Genomic DNA, 15,582 nt, shown 5'->3' on the forward strand with positions numbered 1-15,582 from the left:
GGTACTGCAGGGGGGACCCTGTGGGAGAGTAGGACGCCGCCGAACAATTATTGTGGGAAAGCCCCGCACCTTATGGTGCGGGGCTTTTCTGCGTTTAGGGTGAGTTCATGACCCAGGTGATCGTGCTCAACGGTGGTTCAAGTTCGGGTAAGTCCGGGATCGCCCGGTGTCTGCAGGCGGTCCTGCCGGATCCCTGGCTGGCCCTCGGCGTCGACACGCTGGTCGACGCGATGCCCGCCGCGATGCGGGAATCCGGGGACGGGATCGAGTTCGCGGCGGACGGCGAGGTCGTCGTCGGGCCGGAGTTCAGGACGCTGGAAGTGGCCTGGATCGCGGGGGTCGCCGCCATGGCGCGAGCCGGGGCGCGGGTCATCGTGGACGAGGTGTTCCTGGGCGGGCCGGATTCGCAGCGGCGCTGGCGGGAGGCGCTGGACGGGCTCGTGGTGCTGTGGGTCGGCGTGCGGTGCGACCCCGCGGTCGCCGCGGGCCGGGAAGTGGCGCGCGGGGACCGGGTGGCCGGGATGGCCGCGGCGCAGGCCGAGGCGGTGCACCGGGGCGTGGTCTACGACCTGGAGGTGGACACCTCGCGCACCGAAGCGATGGAGTGCGCGCGGGCCATCGCCCAGCGGGTCCGGTTCCAGGGCTAAAGGCGGCCGGCGGCCTTGAGGGCGAGGTAGGCGTCGGCGAGGGCCGGGGCCAGGGTGTCGGGGGTGGCGTCGACCACGTGGACGCCGTGGCGGGAGAGCTGGTCTGCGGTGCGGCGGCGCTGGGCCTGGGTGCGGGTGCCCGCGGCGGCGTCGTAGACCGCGTCGACCGAGCCGCGGGCCGCGGTCATGGCCGCGATGTGCGGGTCGGCGACCGAGGCCAGCAGGACCGTGTGGCGCTGGGTGAGGCCGGACAGCACCGGGAGCAGGCCCTCCTCGATCGGGGCGGCGTCCAGGCTGGTCAGCAGGACCACCAGGGAGCGGCGCGGGGCGCTGCGCAGGATGGTCGAGACCATGGCGCGGGCGTCGGTCTCGACGAGTTCGGGTTCCAGCGGGGCCATCGCGTTCACGAAGGCGGGCAGGACGTCGCCGGGCGGGCGGCCCTGGACCTGCGCGCGGGTGCGCCGGTCGTGGGCCAGCAGGTCGACGCGGTCGCCCGCGCGGGTGGCGAGGGCGGCCAGCAGCAGGGCCGCGTCCATCGCGGAGTCCAGGCGCGGGGCGTCCCCGACGCGGCCGGCCGACGTACGGCCCGTGTCGAGACAGATGAGGATGTGCCGGTCGCGCTCGGGACGCCAGGTGCGGACGGCGACCTTGTTCTGGCGGGCGGTGGCCCGCCAGTCGATGGAGCGGGTGTCGTCGCCGGGCACGTAGTCCCGCAGGCTGTCGAACTCGGTGCCCTCACCGCGCGTCAGGACGCTGGTGCGGCCGTCGAGTTCGCGCAGGCGGGCGAGCCGGGACGGCAGGTGCTTGCGGCTGGTGAAGGGGGGCAGGACGCGGACCGTCCAGGGCACGACGTGGGTGCCCTGGCGGGCCAGCAGGCCGAGCGGCCCGTACGAGCGGACGGTGACGCGGTCGGCGCGCCGGTCGCCGCGACGGGCGGGGCGCAGGCGGGTGGTGACGCGGCGGCGTTCGCCCGGGGGGACGGTGAGGCCGTGCCGGGAGGCTGAGGCCTCGGTTCCCGGGAGCCAGCTGCTCGGGGGCCAGCCGTCGCGGATCCGGGCGCGCAGGGTGCGTCCGCCGGGGTTGGTGACGGCGAGGTGGACCTCGGCGCCCTCGCCCAGGCGCACCGCGGTGTCGCCGGAGCGGGCGAGGCGCAGGGCGCGGACCGGCGCGGCGAGCGCGTAGTCGACGGCGCAGGCCGCGGCCAAGGGGCCGTTGACGGCGAGGATCCCCCACCAGCTCGGTTCGAGCAGGCCGACGGGGAGCGCGCCGAGGGCCGCCACCAGGGCGGCGCGTCCGGTGAGGGCCATCAGCGCGGAACGGGGACGTGGGAGAGGATCGCGGTGATGACCGCGTCCGCGGTGACGCCTTCCATTTCGGCTTCGGGGCGCAGCTGGACCCGGTGGCGCAGGGTGGGCAGGGCGAGGGCCTTGACGTCGTCGGGGGTGACGTAGTCGCGGCCGGTCAGCCAGGCCCAGGCGCGGGCGGTGGAGAGCAGGGCGGTGGCGCCGCGCGGGGAGACGCCGAGGGTGAGCGACGGCGATTCGCGGGTGGCGCGGCAGATGTCGACGACGTAGCCGGTGATCTCGGGGGAGACGGTGGTGGCGGCGACGGCGCGGCGGGCGGCTTCGAGGTCGGCGGGGCCCGCGACGGGGCGTACGCCGGCGGCGGTGAGGTCGCGCGGGTCGAAGCCCGCGGCGTGCCGGGTCAGGACGCCGATCTCGTCCGCGCGGGAGGGCAGCGGGACGGTGAGCTTGAGCAGGAAGCGGTCGAGCTGGGCTTCGGGCAGCGGGTAGGTGCCCTCGTACTCGACGGGGTTCTGCGTGGCGGCGACGAGGAAGGGCTCGGGGAGCGGGCGGGGGGTGCCGTCGACGGTGACCTGGCGCTCCTCCATTGCTTCGAGCAGGGAGGCCTGGGTCTTGGGGGGCGTCCGGTTGATCTCGTCGGCGAGCAGCAGGTTGGTGAAGACCGGGCCGTCCTGGAAGGAGAACTCGGCGGTGCGGGCGTCGTAGACGAGGGAGCCGGTGATGTCGCTCGGCATCAGGTCGGGGGTGAACTGGACGCGCTTGGTGCCGATGTCCAGGGAGGCGGCCAAGGCGCGGACCAGGAGGGTCTTGGCAACGCCGGGGACGCCTTCGAGGAGCACGTGGCCGCGGCACAGGAGGGCGACGACCAGGCCGGTGACGGCGGCGTCCTGGCCGACGACGGCCTTGCCGATCTCGGTGCGCAGCGCTTCGAGGGAGGCGCGTGCGCGGTCCGCGTCCGGGTGGGCGGGGGCGGCCGGGTAGGCGTCGGCGGGCGTGGCCGTCATGAGGTACGGACCTCTCTTTCGAGGGCGTCGAGGTGGTCGGCGAGCGCGACGAGCGCCGCGTCGTCGGAGGGGGTGGGGCCGAACAGCAGCCCGGCAGGGTCGTGTTCGGCGCCGGCCAGCCGGCCGGAGACGGCGGGCAGCAGGGCGGCGGGGTCCTGTGCGCGGGCGGGCGGTACGCCGACCAGCGCGGCCAGGCGCTCGCGGGCCGCCTCCCGCAGCACGTCGGCGGCCCGGTCGCGGGCGCCGGCCTTGCGGTAGAGGCGGGCGCGGCCCTCGGTGGCCTCGGACGCGCGGACGGCGACCGGGAGTTGCTCGGTGACCAGCGGGCCGAGGCGGCGCGAGCGCCAGAGCGCGGCGAGGGCGGCGGCCGCGGTGAGCTGGAGCAGGGCCCAGCCCCAGCCGGCGGGTACGAGGTCGAGGAAGCTCTTGTCCTGCTCGTCCGCGCCGTCGGCGAGGTCGGCGGCCGAGGGGATGAACCAGACGAGTGCGGGCCGGGAGCCGAGGAGTTGGAGGGCGAGGGCGGCGTTGCCCTCGTCGGCCAGGGTGTCGTTCTGCAGCATCTGTCCGGAGCCGAGGACGACGGTGTCCGCGCCGCCGGCGCCCGGGAGGAGCAGCAGGGTGGGGTCGCCCGCGCTCGGGTAGCAGGACAGGGCCCGCGGGAGGTCGGTGGTGTAGCGGAGGCCGTCGCCGGTCGAGGCGCGCCCGGCGGCGGTGGCCGCGGGCAGCGCGCAGGCGGGGGAGAGGGTGGTCTCGTGCGCGGAGCCCTTGGTGCGGACGCCGGGGGCGAGATCGCGCAGGGTGCTGCCGGTGGGGGCGAGCAGGACCGTACGGCCGCCGCGGTCCGTCGCGGAGCGCAGGGTGGAGCGGTGTACCGCGCCGAGCAGGTCCGGGTCGGTGACCAGGAGGGTGGTGCCGGGGCCGGCCGCGGCGGCGGCTTCGGCGGTGGTGGTCACCACGCGGATGGTGACGCCGCGTTCCCCGAGGAGTTCGGCGAGGGCCCGGCTGCCGGTGGGGTCGGGTGAGCGCGGGTCGAGCCGCCCGTGCTGCCCGCCGGACTGCAGGGAGGCCAGGACGAGGCCGGCGAGGAGCAGGGCGGTGAGGGCGATGAGGAAGCCGCGGGCCCGGCGCCAGATGCGGGCGGCGCCGACCGCGGTGGAGGTGGGGGCGGCAGCGGGCGCGGCGCCGGCCGGGTCCGCGGGGTGCGGGGGCGCGGGGGGCGGCGCCGGAGTGCGGGCGGTGCTCATGCGGCCGGTCCTCCCGTGGTGGTGAGGACGGGACGGGTGCGCTGCAGGGTGGCGTCGAGGTCGCGCAGGCGGGCGTAGGTACTGGTGTCGGCGGTCCGGCCGCCGTAGGTGACGTCGTCGAACGCCCGTGCCGCGGCGTGCAGTTCGCCGCTGTGGGCGGGGAGGGAGCGCGCGGCTTCGGCGGCGGCCTCGTCGGCGGTGCGGCCGGGGCGCGGGTCGAGCAGGGTGCGTTCCTCCAGGGAGCGCACGACGGCGCGCATGCGCTCCTGGACGGCCTCGGTCCAGCGGCCGGCGGCGGCGTGCGCCTCGGCGCTCGCGCGGTGGTCGGCGGCGCTGCGGACGCCTTCGTCGAAGAGGACCTGGCCGCTGGTGGCGGCGCGGCGGGGGGAGCCGAGCCGCCACCACAGGGCGCCGATGAGCAGGGCGACCACGAGGACGATGACCAGGATCCCGACGGGCCCGCCGGGTGTGGCGTCGGCGGCGGAGCCGGTGAGGTCGCCGAGCCATTCCCAGAAGCGGTCGATGGCCCGCTGGACGGGGCTCGGGTCGTTCTGGTGGTACAGCGGCTTGGACAGCTCGCGTTCGGCGGCCTCGCGGGCCGCGTCGCGCGGTGTCGTCAGCGGTGGTGTCTCGGACCGGGGCAGCAGGCCCGCGGCGGTGCGTGTGATCGGTCCCCGCGAGGTGATCACCGCATCAGCCTCCGGCGCCGGGGTGCGGTGCGGCGGCGCCGGGGGTGCCGTAGTCCTGGACGCCGGCCGCGCGGGCGAGTTCCAGGTCGAGGGCCTCGCGCCGGATGCGCTGGTCGATGTAGAGCAGGACGGTGACGCCGGACTGCATCGGCATGGTGACGGCCATGGCGATCACGCCGCCGAGGGCCATGATGATCAGGTAGGGCCAGCTGTCGGGGGTGTTCCCGGCGACGATGTCGTCGAAGCCGCCGCCGAAGATGACGGCCATGGCCGAGAACGGCACGGCGATGATCATCGAGACGATGCCGACGATGAGCGCGGTCAGCATCGAGATGCCGAAGATCCGCCACCACGCGCCGCTGACCAGCTTCGCGGAGCGGGCGAGGGCCTTCGGGATGGTGGCCTTCTCCAGCATCAGCGCCGCCGAGGCCAGGCTGAAGCGGACCCACAGCCAGGCGAGGAGCGCGAGGCCCGCGACCCCGCCGAGGAGGGCCAGGCCCGTGCTGGACGCGAGGATGCCCGGGAGCATCAGGACCAGGAGCAGCGCCGCGGAGGCGAGGGTGAGCAGCAGGGTCAGTCCGGCGAGGCGCAGGAACTGCGGGCGGGCGTCGCGCCAGGCACCGGCGACCGTGGAGGGCTGACCCAGCACGGCGCGGCTGAAGATCATGGTGAGCAGGGCGGTGGCGAGGACGCCGCCGATGACCTGGATGAAGATGCTGACGGCCGAGACGGCGAGGCTGCCGCCCATGACGTCGAGCATTTCGCCGGGGCCGGTGATGCTGCCCGGGTCGGTCATGAGGCGGTTCATCGAGTACCGCTGGAAGATCACGGTGGCGAGCTGCACGATCACGGCGACGACCGCGGTGACGGACAGGACCGAGCGCCAGTGGGTGCGCATGGTGGTGACCGCGCCGTCGAGGATCTCGCCGAGGCCCAGGGGGCGCAGCGGAATCACGCCGGGCTTGGCGGCGGGGGGCTTGCCCCAGCCGCCGGGCTGCCCGGGGTGGCCGCCGTAGGGGGCGCCGTACCGTCCGGGCTGCGGGCTGCCGTACGAGCCCCAGCCCGCGCCGGGCTGGGGCTGCGGCTGCGGGGCGGAGCCGTCCGCGGGGGCGGCGGGCTCGCCGGGTGCCGGGGCGGCGCCGGGGCTGGACCACTGGCCGGCCGGAGGCTGCTCGGCGGACCACTTGGAGTCGGCCGGAGCGGGGTTCTGGGGGGAAGGCGGTGAAGATGGCGGCTGCGCCCCCGTACCGTTCGTACCGGGAGCGCTCTCGCGCTCACCTTCGGACGGAGAGGGTCCGGGCGTAGCCCAGCCCGGAGAGTCGTTCATCGTCGCTCCTTCACGTGTACTGCGCTGACGGGGGCGCCGGGGGCGCCGGGTCGCTGCCATCGTGCCACGTGGGAACGCCGGACGGACCGGCTCCTCCCCCGGTACATCGGACCGGCCCGCACCTTCAATTGTCGCCCGGATCCGAGGCAGACTGGACGACTGGATCACGACGCAGGTCAGAGGGGCGATTTCCAGCCCTTTTGGCTGTGGGACAGCTCACCGCCAGGTAACGATTAGCTAATGGGATGATGTCAACCATGAAGGGACGCGTCCTTGTCGTCGACGACGACACCGCGCTGGCCGAGATGCTCGGCATTGTGCTGCGTGGAGAAGGTTTTGAGCCGTCGTTCGTAGCGGACGGCGACAAGGCATTGGCTGCTTTCAGGGAGGCGAAGCCGGACCTGGTACTGCTCGACCTCATGCTGCCCGGACGGGACGGCATAGAGGTCTGTCGGCTGATCCGCGCCGAATCCGGCGTGCCCATCGTGATGCTCACCGCCAAGAGCGACACGGTGGACGTGGTCGTGGGGCTGGAGTCCGGCGCCGACGACTACATGGTCAAGCCGTTCAAGCCCAAGGAGCTGGTGGCCCGCATCCGGGCCCGCCTGCGCCGCTCGGAGGAGCCCGCGCCCGAGCAGCTCACCATCGGTGACCTGGTCATCGACGTGGCCGGGCACTCCGTGAAGCGGGACGGCGCCTCCATCGCGCTGACCCCGCTCGAATTCGACCTGCTGGTCGCGCTGGCCCGCAAGCCCTGGCAGGTGTTCACCCGTGAGGTGCTGCTGGAGCAGGTCTGGGGCTACCGGCACGCGGCGGACACCCGCCTGGTCAACGTGCATGTTCAGCGACTGCGCTCCAAGGTCGAGAAGGACCCGGAGCGCCCGGAGATCGTGGTGACCGTCCGTGGCGTCGGCTACAAGGCCGGACCGAGCTGAGATGAAGCCCGGCAGGCCCTCCTCCGGTTCCCGTCGGGGGGCCCTGCGGGGCGGTCGGCAGCTCCGTCAGGTGGCTGACGGAGCGGCCGGCGGTCCCGTCCTGCGGCTGTTCGTACGGCTCGTACGCAGGCCGCTGCTTCCGGCTGTCCGCCTCTGGCGGCGCAACCTCCAGCTCAGGGTGGTCGCCGGCACCCTGCTCATGTCGCTCGCGGTGGTCCTCAGCCTCGGCTTCGTCGTCATCGCCTCGGTCAGCAAGGGGCTCCTCGACGCCAAGGAGGAGGCCGCGCAGAGCCAGGCCGCGGGCGGCTTCGCGGTCGCACAGGAGAAGGCCAACGCGCCCTCCACCTCCGACGGGCCGGATCCCACCGCCGTCGACACCAAGGCCGGCCGGGACGCCAGTACCTGGATGAGTTCCCTGGTCAAACAGCTGGCCAGTGGCGGCCAGACCGCCTTCGAGGTGGTCGCGCTCGGCGCCGGAACCGGTGAGATGGGGCCCGGCGTACGGGGTGCCCGCGCCTCCGGCGACGTCGACCCGGCCAGCGTCCCCATGGCGCTGCGCAAGTCCGTCGACCACGCGACCGGCACCTTCCTGACCTTCTCCAGCATCCACTACAGCACCCCGGGCACCGAGTCCGAGGCCGCGCTGGTCATAGGCAAGCGGCTCACCGACATCAACGGGGAGCCCTACGACCTGTACTACCTGTTCCCGCTGACCCAGGAGCAGGAGTCGCTGAACCTGGTCAAGACCACCATCGCCACGGCCGGGCTGTTCGTGGTGGTGCTGCTCGGCGCCATCGCCTGGTTCGTCGTGCGCCAGGTGGTCACGCCCGTCCGGATGGCCGCCGGGGTCGCCGAGCGGCTCTCCGCCGGGCGGCTCCAGGAGCGGATGAAGGTCACCGGCGAGGACGACATCGCCCGGTTGGGCGAAGCATTCAACAAAATGGCGCAGAACCTTTCGCACAAGATCCAGCAGCTGGAAGAGCTGTCCCGGATGCAGCGCCGGTTCGTCTCCGACGTCTCGCACGAGCTGCGCACCCCGCTGACCACCGTCCGGATGGCCGCCGACGTCATCCACGACGCCCGGGTCGACTTCGACCCGGTCACCGCGCGCGCCGCCGAACTGCTCGCGGGCCAGCTCGACCGCTTCGAGTCGCTCCTCGCCGACCTGCTGGAGATCAGCCGGTTCGACGCGGGGGCCGCCGCGCTGGAGGCGGAGCCGATCGACCTGCGCGACGTCGTCCACCGGGTCATCGACGCCGCCGAACCGCTGGCCGAGCGCAAGGGCAGCCGGGTGCGGGTGCTCGGTGACGCCCAGCCCGTCATCGCCGAGGCCGACGCCCGGCGGGTCGAGCGGGTGCTGCGCAACCTCGTCGTCAACGCCGTCGAGCACGGGGACGGCCGCGACGTGGTGGTCCGGCTCGCCTCGGCGGGCGGGGCGGTCGCCGTGGCCGTACGGGACTACGGCGTGGGCCTCAAGCCCGGCGAGGCCACCCGGGTCTTCAACCGCTTCTGGCGCGCCGACCCGGCGCGCGCCCGGACCACCGGCGGAACCGGGCTCGGCCTCTCCATCGCCGTCGAGGACGCCCGGCTGCACGGCGGCTGGCTCCAGGCCTGGGGAGAACCGGGCGGCGGTTCGCAGTTCCGCCTCACGCTGCCCCGCACCGCCGACGAACCGCTGCGCGGCTCCCCGATCCCGCTGGAGCCCGAGGACTCGCGGGCGAACCGGGCGCGCGCGGCGGCGGAGGGGCGGATCGGCGGCGGCGCCGACGCCGCGCAGCCGGGCCCGGCCAACCGGTCGCAGATCCCGCCGCGCTCGGCGGTCGCCTCGGCGACGCCCGTACCGGCGGACCCCACCGCGCTGCCGGGGTCCGGGGCTCGAGTGGTGTCGCGGACCGCGGAGGCGGGCGGTGGTGGCGGTGGTGCGGGTGGTGGCAGTGGTACGGGTGGTACGAGTGATCCCAGCGGTGCGGGTGGTGCCGGTGGCGGAGCGGTGAATCAGGCACAGGAGGACGCAACCGGTGGACGCTGAGCCCGATCCCACGCGCGGTCGAACGGCTGGTGGCGCGCCTGGTCGCACGCCTGGCCCCGTGTCCGGTCGCCCGTCCCGTCCCGTGCCCGGTCGCACCCGGCGGCTGACGGCCGGACTCGGCGCCGTCCTGTGCGCCGCGCTGCTGGCGTCCGGCTGCGCCTCCATGCCCGACCACGGGGAGATCAGCGAGGTGCAGGCCTCCCAGGGCGTCGACTCACAGGTGCGGGTGTTCGGCGTACCGCCCTCCGACAAGGCCACCCCGCCCGAGATCGTCGACGGCTTCCTCGAAGCGATGACCAGCGACGACCCGCAGCTGGAGACCGCCCGCAAGTACCTCACCGACGACGCGGCGAAGAGCTGGCGGCCCGGCTCCGCCATCACCGTCCTGTCCGGTGGCATCACGCGGATCTCGGTCCAGGGCGAGAAGGACCCCGAGGGCCCCCGGTTCAAGGTCACCGGCAAGCGGCTCGCGACGGTGGACGAGCGCAGCGCGTACCAGCCGGACACCGGCGGCGGGCGCTACGAGGAGTTCATCCAGCTCGTCCAGGACAAGAACAAGCAGTGGCGGATCGCCTCGCCGCCCGGCGGCATGGTGCTCAGCGAGTCCGACTTCCAGCGGATCTTCCGGCCCGTCAACAAGTACTACTTCGCGGACGGGACGCTCGTCGCCGACCCCGTCTACGTGCGTCAACGCACCGATCCGGACACGCGGATGGACCCGATGACGCAGACCGTGCGGTCCCTGCTGACCGGGCCCTCCAAGTGGCTCGGCCCGGTCGTCGCCTCCAACTTCCCCACCGGTACGGAACTGCGCGAGGGCACCAAGTCCCTCTCGTACGACGGCCAGAACACCCTGCGGGTGCCGCTCAACGAGAAGGCCGACAACGTCGCGCACCCGCAGTGCCAGAAGATGGCGACCCAACTCTTCTACACCGTGCGGGACATGACGACTTCCCGGCTCGACCGGGTCGAACTGCTGCGCTCCGACGGCTCGTCCCTGTGCGCGGTGACCGAGGGTGCGGCGGCCACGATCGCCACCCGGGCGCCGTCGCCGCGCTTCCAGTACTACGTGGACAAGGACCACCGGCTGGTCAGGATGAACCTCGCGGTCGAGAAGGAGGACCAGCAGGACCCGGCCGAGCCGGTGCCCGGACCGCTGTCCGCGGCGGGCGCCGGCCTCAAGGTGGGCTCGGCGGCCGTCACCTACGACGAGCACCGCGCCGCCGTCGTCTCCGAGGACGGGCACGCCCTGCACGTGGTCTCGCTGACCACGGCCGGGCCGCTGCCGCCGTCGGCGCTGACCAGCAAGGCGAACAAGCTGACCGCGCCCAGCTGGGACGCGCGGGGCGACCTGTGGATCGCGGACCAGGACCCGCAGAACGCGGGGCTGTGGCGGGTGCCGGGCGGGACCGGCGCACCCGAACGGGTGGACGTCGCCGGGCTCGACAACGGGCAGATCACGCAGCTGCGGGTGTCGTCCGACGGGGTGCGGATCGCGCTGCTGGTGACGAAGGACGGCCGCCGGAACCTGTACATCGGGCGGATCGAACGGCCCGAGGACAAGGCGGACGCGGCCGCCGTGTCCGTACGCGAACTGCGTCCGGCCGCGCCGCAGATGGCGACCGTGACCGCGATGAGCTGGGCCCCGCGGGGGCGGCTGCTGGTCGTCGGGCGGGAGAGCGGCGGGGTGGTGCAGGCGCGGTACGTGCTGGCCGACGGGTCGATGGTCGCGGCGAGCCTGCCGGGGGCGACGGGGCTGACGGCGGTGGCGGCGTCGGAGGACGAGAAGAAGCCGGTGGTGGGGTGCTCGGACGAGGACGGCATCGTCTGGCTGCCGCCGGGTGCGCAGTGGCGCACGGCCGCGGCGGGGGGGCGGGGGCCGGTGTATCCGGGCTGACCTTTGATCCGGGTTACGGGCGGGTGATCCGGGTTCCGGGCCTCCGACCCTGGTTCCTGATCCTTGGTCTCCGGGCTCTGGTCTCGTTTTGCCGTGGACGGCTGGTGGTGCGGGTGAGGGGGCGGACTCGCCGTGTGTGCCCTCCGGGGGCGCCTCAAACGCCGGCGGGGCTGGATTTTGTTGCGGTGTGGGAGGGGCGGGGATGCCTTGTGTGCCCTGCGGGGGCGCCTTAAACGCCGGCGGGGCTGGATTTGGTTGCGGTTTCGAGGGTGGGGCTCGTCCTGGTGTGCCCTCCGGGGCGCCTTGAGCGTTGACGGGGTGCGGGCCGACTTGAGGTGACGGGGGCGAAATCAGCCTCGCCGGCGTTTGAGGCGCCCCCGGAGGGCCCACAGCGCGAGCCCGGCGGCGGCGGGCAGTTCAGTGGTCGGTCCCGTCGGGTGACGAAACAAGCCTCGCCGGCGTTTGAGGCGCACCCGGAGGGCACGTGCGACCGGCGGCAGGCGCCCCGCCGGGGTTGTCCACAGGGGGTGTGGGGGTGGTGGGGGTGCGGGAGAGTGGGGGGATGGGGTGGTGGGGGGAGATCGCCGGGTTGGTGGTGCCTGCGGAGTGTGCCGGGTGCGGGGTGGCGCGGGTGTGGTTGTGCGGGGGGTGCCGGGAGGCGCTGGGCGGGGGCTCGGCGGAGGTGGTGCGGCCGCGCCCGGCGCCGCCGGGGCTGCCCGTGGTGCACGCGGCCGCCGGGTACGCGGGCGGCGTACGCGCGGTGCTGCTGGCGCACAAGGAGCGCGGGGCGCTGCCCCTGGCCGGGCCCCTGGGAGGGGCACTGGCGGCCGCGGTCCTGGCGGGCGGGGACGGGGGCGACCGGGCGGGGCTGGTCCTGGTGCCGGTGCCCTCCGCACGGCGCCAGGTCCGGGCCCGCGGTCACGACCCGGCCCGCAGGATCGCGCTGGCGGCCTCGGCGCGGCTGCGCCGGGCCGGGATCCCCGCGCGCGTGGCGCCCGTACTGCGCCAACGGCGCCGGGTGGCCGACCAGGCGGGCCTGGGGGCCGGGCAGCGGCGGGCGAACCTGGCGGGGGCCCTGGAGGTGCGCCCCGGGGGCGTACGGCCGCTCGCGGGCGGCCGGCTCGTGCTCGTGGACGACCTGATCACCACCGGCCACACCCTCGCGGAGGCGGCCCGCGCCCTGCGGGCGTCGGGAGCGGCGCCCGAGGGGCTGCGCGCGGCCGTCGTGGCCGCCCCGGCCGGGTCCTTCGACGCGCTCGCGACTCGAACAGCGCAAGGAACCGGTGAATAGATCAGGAACTGGAAGGGAAGGCGCATCGTTGCAGGTAGTAAGAGGGAATGGCCACCTGAACGGAGGTATGTTCCGGCAGCGGGTGTCGACAACCGGCCAAGAGGGATATGTTCGGTTGAAGAAGAACTCGCGCTTCGGAGCTTCTCCGCATCGGGCAGGCGTGCCCCTCGACTCCAACGTCGGTGGGGTTGTGATCTTGCCGATGGGGGAGGAGGAGGTGAAAGTCGCCAAGTCCGAGGCTCCGGTGTTCACCGGGGTCTGGTGCAAAAGGGAGACGCTTCGCCGCTGAGGCGGAGCTATCCGGGAACGGAGTTCTGCGTGGACATCGTCGTCAAGGGCCGCAAGACCGAAGTGCCCGAGCGGTTCCGCAAGCACGTGGCCGAGAAACTGAATCCGGAGCGGATCCAGAGGCTCGACGCCAAGGTGATCAGCTTGGACGTCGAGGTGTCCAAGGAACACAACCCGCGTCAGGCCGACCGTTCCGACCGCGTGGAGATCACCCTCCACTCGCGGGGACCCGTGATCCGTGCCGAGGCGGCTGCCGCAGACCCTTACGCGGCGCTGGACCTGGCTCAGGACAAGCTCGAGGCCCGACTGCGCAAGCAGCACGACAAGCGCCACAACCGCCGCGGCAGCGGCCGGCTCTCGGCGGCGGAGGTCGCCGACGTCGTGCCAGGTGTCGCGGAGCTGAACGCGAACGGCGAGGTGGTGTCCCAGGAGAAGGCGGACGCGGTCCCGACGACGCGGATCGGACCGCTCGAAGTTCAGGGCGAAGGCCCGCTGATCGTCCGCGAGAAGACGCACTCGGCTTCGCCCATGTCGCTCGACCAGGCCCTGTACGAAATGGAACTGGTCGGCCACGACTTCTATCTGTTCGTCGATTCCGAAACGAAGCTGCCCAGTGTCGTCTACCGGCGGCACGCCTACGACTACGGCGTCATCCACGTGAACCCCGACGGTGCCTCCAGCACGGAGGAATCGCCGGGCGGCGCGGGCGGCGCACTCGGCGGCTGACAGCCCCCTGCGATGCCCCCGGTCACGCTCCGGCGTCGCCGGGGGCACCCGTATGCGCACGGGGAGCCCCCGCCCGGTGGCCTGGGCATGGAATCATGGCGGACAGTCAGCCGGCGTCCGACTGCGCCGCGTTGGCGCCGGACGCCGCCGGATCCGCGCAGACCGCACGGATCGGTGCGGCAGCGGCACATGAATTCGGGCCACGGCCTTGCAGGGGGAGGAACGATGGCGGACAGCTTCGGACCGGTGCGCGGTGACGACGGTGCGGACCGCCGGACGGGCCCGGGCGGTGAACCGATCCGTGTCCTCGTGGTCGACGACCACGCGCTCTTCCGGCGCGGACTGGAGATCGTCCTCGCGCAGGAGGAGGACATCCAGGTCGTCGGCGAGGCCGGGGACGGCGCGGAGGCGGTGGACAAGGCCGCGGACCTGCTGCCGGACATCGTGCTGATGGACGTGCGGATGCCCCGGCGCGGCGGCATCGAGGCCTGTACCTCGATCAAGGAGGTCGCCCCCTCCGCGAAGATCATCATGCTGACGATCAGCGACGAGGAGGCCGACCTCTACGACGCGATCAAGGCCGGGGCCACGGGCTACCTGCTCAAGGAGATCTCCACGGACGAGGTCGCCACCGCGATCCGCGCCGTGGCCGACGGGCAGTCGCAGATCAGCCCGTCCATGGCCTCCAAGCTGCTGACCGAGTTCAAGTCGATGATCCAGCGCACCGACGAGCGGCGGCTGGTGCCCGCGCCGCGGCTGACGGACCGCGAGCTGGAGGTGCTCAAGCTGGTGGCGACCGGCATGAACAACCGTGACATCGCGAAGGAGTTGTTCATCTCCGAGAACACGGTGAAGAACCACGTCCGCAACATCCTGGAGAAGCTCCAGCTGCACTCCCGGATGGAAGCCGTGGTCTACGCGATGCGGGAGAAGATCCTCGAAATCCGCTGACCCGCCGCCCCCCGGACCCGCCGACCCACCCGACCCGTGGACCCCGGGCGGCGGCCTACAGCGCGGCCAGCTCCGCGGTGACGGCGGCGGCCTCCACCGGATTGCGCTCCCGGTCCACCCGGACCTCGTCGCAGCCCACCCAGGACGCCGCCTCGCGCAGCGCCTCGGCCATCGGGCGGGCCGCGGCCGGGGTGGTCAGGGAGAGCTGGCGGGCCACCAGCGTCGTGCCCTCGCGGGCCGGGTCGACCCGGCCCTGGAGCAGGCCGCCCGCCAGCAGCGGCATGGCGAAGTAGCCGTGGATCCGCTTCGGCTTCGGTACGTACGCCTCCAGCCGGTGCGTGAAGCCGAAGATCCGCTCGGTCCGGGGGCGTTCCCAGACGAGCGAGTCGAAGGGCGAGAGCAGCGTCGTACGGTGGCGCCCGCGCGGGGCGGTGGCCAGGGCGGCCGGGTCGGCCCAGGCGGCCTTGGACCAGCCCTCGACCTCGACCGGGACCAGCCCGGTGTCCGCGATCACCGCGTCGAACTGGTCGTTCTTCAGGCGGTGGTAGTCCGCGATGTCACTGCGGGTGCCGACGCCCAGGGACCGCCCGGCGAGTGTGACGAGGCGGCGCAGGCACTCGGTGTCGCTCAGGTCGTCGTGCAGCAGGGCCTGCGGGACCGCCCGTTCGGGCAGGTCGTAGACGCGCTTCCAGCCGCGGCGCTCGGTGCAGACGACCTCGCCGATGTCGAGCAGCCACTCCACCGCGATCTTGGTCTCGGACCACTCGAACCACTCCCCGCCGTTCTTCGCGCCGCCCAGCTCGGTGGAGGTGAGCGGGCCCTCCGCGCGCAGCCGGTCCAGGACCGCCTTCGTCGAACGGTCCTTCTCCGCCAGGATGTGCCAGCGGTAGCCCTTTTCCCTGCGGGCGCGGCGGCGGAACGCGAAGTGCGGCCACTCCTCGACGGGCAGGATGCAGGCCGCGTGCGACCAGTACTCGAACGCGTGGTTGCCCGACCAGTACGCGGCCTCCACCGCGGGCCGGCCGACCGCGCCCAGGCGCGCGTACGGAATCAGCTCGTGCGAGCGGGCCAGCACCGAGATGGTGTCCAGCTGTACGGCGCCCAGGTGGCGCAGGACCCCGCGGACCCCGCCCCGGCGGTCGGGGGCGCCGAGGAAGCCCTGCGCCCGAAGGGAGATCCGCCGGGCCTCGGCGGCGGACAGGGACACGGTGGCGGAGGTCATGCCCCGCAGCCTAGGACGCGCCACTGAC

At 73.6% G+C, this 15,582-nt stretch carries 13 protein-coding genes; 7 read left to right on the top strand and 6 right to left on the bottom strand.

The features are described 5' to 3' along the window. The first annotated feature begins 107 nt into the window (after positions 1–107). Entirely contained in the window at positions 108–647 is a 540-nt protein-coding gene (cpt, locus tag AC0693_RS05185; RefSeq protein WP_478739657.1) for a chloramphenicol phosphotransferase CPT, read from the top strand. Here the strand turns inward: cpt and AC0693_RS05190 are convergent. From AC0693_RS05190 to AC0693_RS05210, 5 genes are read right to left on the bottom strand one after another with little or no spacing between them, the layout of a single operon-like run. Beyond that, entirely contained in the window at positions 644–1,954 is a 1,311-nt protein-coding gene (locus tag AC0693_RS05190) for a DUF58 domain-containing protein (RefSeq protein WP_469333275.1), read from the bottom strand. The two genes, cpt and AC0693_RS05190, sit on opposite strands and share 4 nt — an antisense overlap. After that, positions 1,954–2,955 (bottom strand): AAA family ATPase, encoded by a 1,002-nt coding sequence (locus AC0693_RS05195; RefSeq protein ID WP_356413913.1) that lies wholly within the window; start codon positions 2,953–2,955, stop codon positions 1,954–1,956. The genes AC0693_RS05190 and AC0693_RS05195 overlap by 1 nt, the downstream gene beginning before the upstream one ends. Beyond that, a complete protein-coding gene (locus AC0693_RS05200; protein WP_478801006.1) occupies positions 2,952–4,199 on the bottom strand; it encodes a DUF4350 domain-containing protein in 1,248 nt (415 codons plus the stop codon). Before AC0693_RS05200 ends, AC0693_RS05195 begins: the two co-directional genes overlap by 4 nt. Further along, entirely contained in the window at positions 4,196–4,888 is a 693-nt protein-coding gene (locus AC0693_RS05205) for a DUF4129 domain-containing protein (protein ID WP_478801007.1), read from the bottom strand. Before AC0693_RS05205 ends, AC0693_RS05200 begins: the two co-directional genes overlap by 4 nt. Positions 4,889–4,892: 4 nt before the next feature. Beyond that, positions 4,893–6,215, bottom strand: coding sequence for a hypothetical protein (locus AC0693_RS05210; RefSeq protein WP_478801008.1), 1,323 nt, complete (start codon positions 6,213–6,215; stop codon positions 4,893–4,895). 245 nt (positions 6,216–6,460) lie between these two features. Between AC0693_RS05210 and mtrA the strand changes: the two genes are divergently transcribed. The 6 genes from mtrA to AC0693_RS05240 all read left to right on the top strand — a co-directional run bounded on the left by mtrA (position 6,461) and on the right by AC0693_RS05240 (position 14,332). After that, a complete protein-coding gene (gene mtrA / locus AC0693_RS05215; RefSeq protein ID WP_283455169.1) occupies positions 6,461–7,150 on the top strand; it encodes a two-component system response regulator MtrA in 690 nt (229 codons plus the stop codon). 1 nt (position 7,151) lies between these two features. Then, the gene (gene mtrB, locus AC0693_RS05220) at positions 7,152–9,179 is read left to right on the top strand and encodes an MtrAB system histidine kinase MtrB (RefSeq protein WP_478801009.1); all 2,028 of its coding nucleotides are present in this window, start codon (positions 7,152–7,154) and stop codon (positions 9,177–9,179) included. An 82-nt stretch (positions 9,180–9,261) separates the two neighbouring features. Further along, the gene (locus tag AC0693_RS05225) at positions 9,262–11,076 is read left to right on the top strand and encodes an LpqB family beta-propeller domain-containing protein (RefSeq protein ID WP_356413899.1); all 1,815 of its coding nucleotides are present in this window, start codon (positions 9,262–9,264) and stop codon (positions 11,074–11,076) included. A gap of 685 nt (positions 11,077–11,761) precedes the next feature. Next, entirely contained in the window at positions 11,762–12,367 is a 606-nt protein-coding gene (locus tag AC0693_RS05230) for a ComF family protein (RefSeq protein WP_478801010.1), read from the top strand. Positions 12,368–12,685: 318 nt separating this feature from the next. Then, positions 12,686–13,381 carry a ribosome hibernation-promoting factor, HPF/YfiA family gene (gene hpf, locus AC0693_RS05235; RefSeq protein WP_468463126.1) on the top strand — a complete coding sequence of 232 codons (696 nt, stop codon included), beginning with the start codon at positions 12,686–12,688 and terminating at the stop codon, positions 13,379–13,381. Positions 13,382–13,606: 225 nt separating this feature from the next. Next, a complete protein-coding gene (locus AC0693_RS05240) occupies positions 13,607–14,332 on the top strand; it encodes a response regulator transcription factor (protein WP_356413894.1) in 726 nt (241 codons plus the stop codon). A 55-nt stretch (positions 14,333–14,387) separates the two neighbouring features. On the opposite strand, the gene AC0693_RS05245 is transcribed toward AC0693_RS05240, so the two are convergent. Continuing rightward, positions 14,388–15,554, bottom strand: coding sequence for a winged helix-turn-helix domain-containing protein (locus AC0693_RS05245; protein ID WP_469333282.1), 1,167 nt, complete (start codon positions 15,552–15,554; stop codon positions 14,388–14,390). Positions 15,555–15,582: the final 28 nt, after the last annotated feature.

The organism is Streptomyces sp. NPDC043876, from assembly GCF_056435825.1.

Bases quoted from the DNA above. Each gene is read 5' to 3' on its own strand.
- AC0693_RS05200 (WP_478801006.1), bottom strand. From the start codon at position 4,199: ATGAGCACCGCCCGCACTCCGGCGCCGCCCCCCGCGCCCCCGCACCCC.
- mtrB (WP_478801009.1), top strand. From the start codon at position 7,152: ATGAAGCCCGGCAGGCCCTCCTCCGGTTCCCGTCGGGGGGCCCTGCGG.
- AC0693_RS05195 (WP_356413913.1), bottom strand. From the start codon at position 2,955: ATGACGGCCACGCCCGCCGACGCCTACCCGGCCGCCCCCGCCCACCCG.
- AC0693_RS05245 (WP_469333282.1), bottom strand. From the start codon at position 15,554: ATGACCTCCGCCACCGTGTCCCTGTCCGCCGCCGAGGCCCGGCGGATC.
- mtrA (WP_283455169.1), top strand. From the start codon at position 6,461: ATGATGTCAACCATGAAGGGACGCGTCCTTGTCGTCGACGACGACACC.
- AC0693_RS05190 (WP_469333275.1), bottom strand. From the start codon at position 1,954: ATGGCCCTCACCGGACGCGCCGCCCTGGTGGCGGCCCTCGGCGCGCTC.
- AC0693_RS05210 (WP_478801008.1), bottom strand. From the start codon at position 6,215: ATGAACGACTCTCCGGGCTGGGCTACGCCCGGACCCTCTCCGTCCGAA.
- AC0693_RS05240 (WP_356413894.1), top strand. From the start codon at position 13,607: ATGGCGGACAGCTTCGGACCGGTGCGCGGTGACGACGGTGCGGACCGC.
- cpt (WP_478739657.1), top strand. From the start codon at position 108: ATGACCCAGGTGATCGTGCTCAACGGTGGTTCAAGTTCGGGTAAGTCC.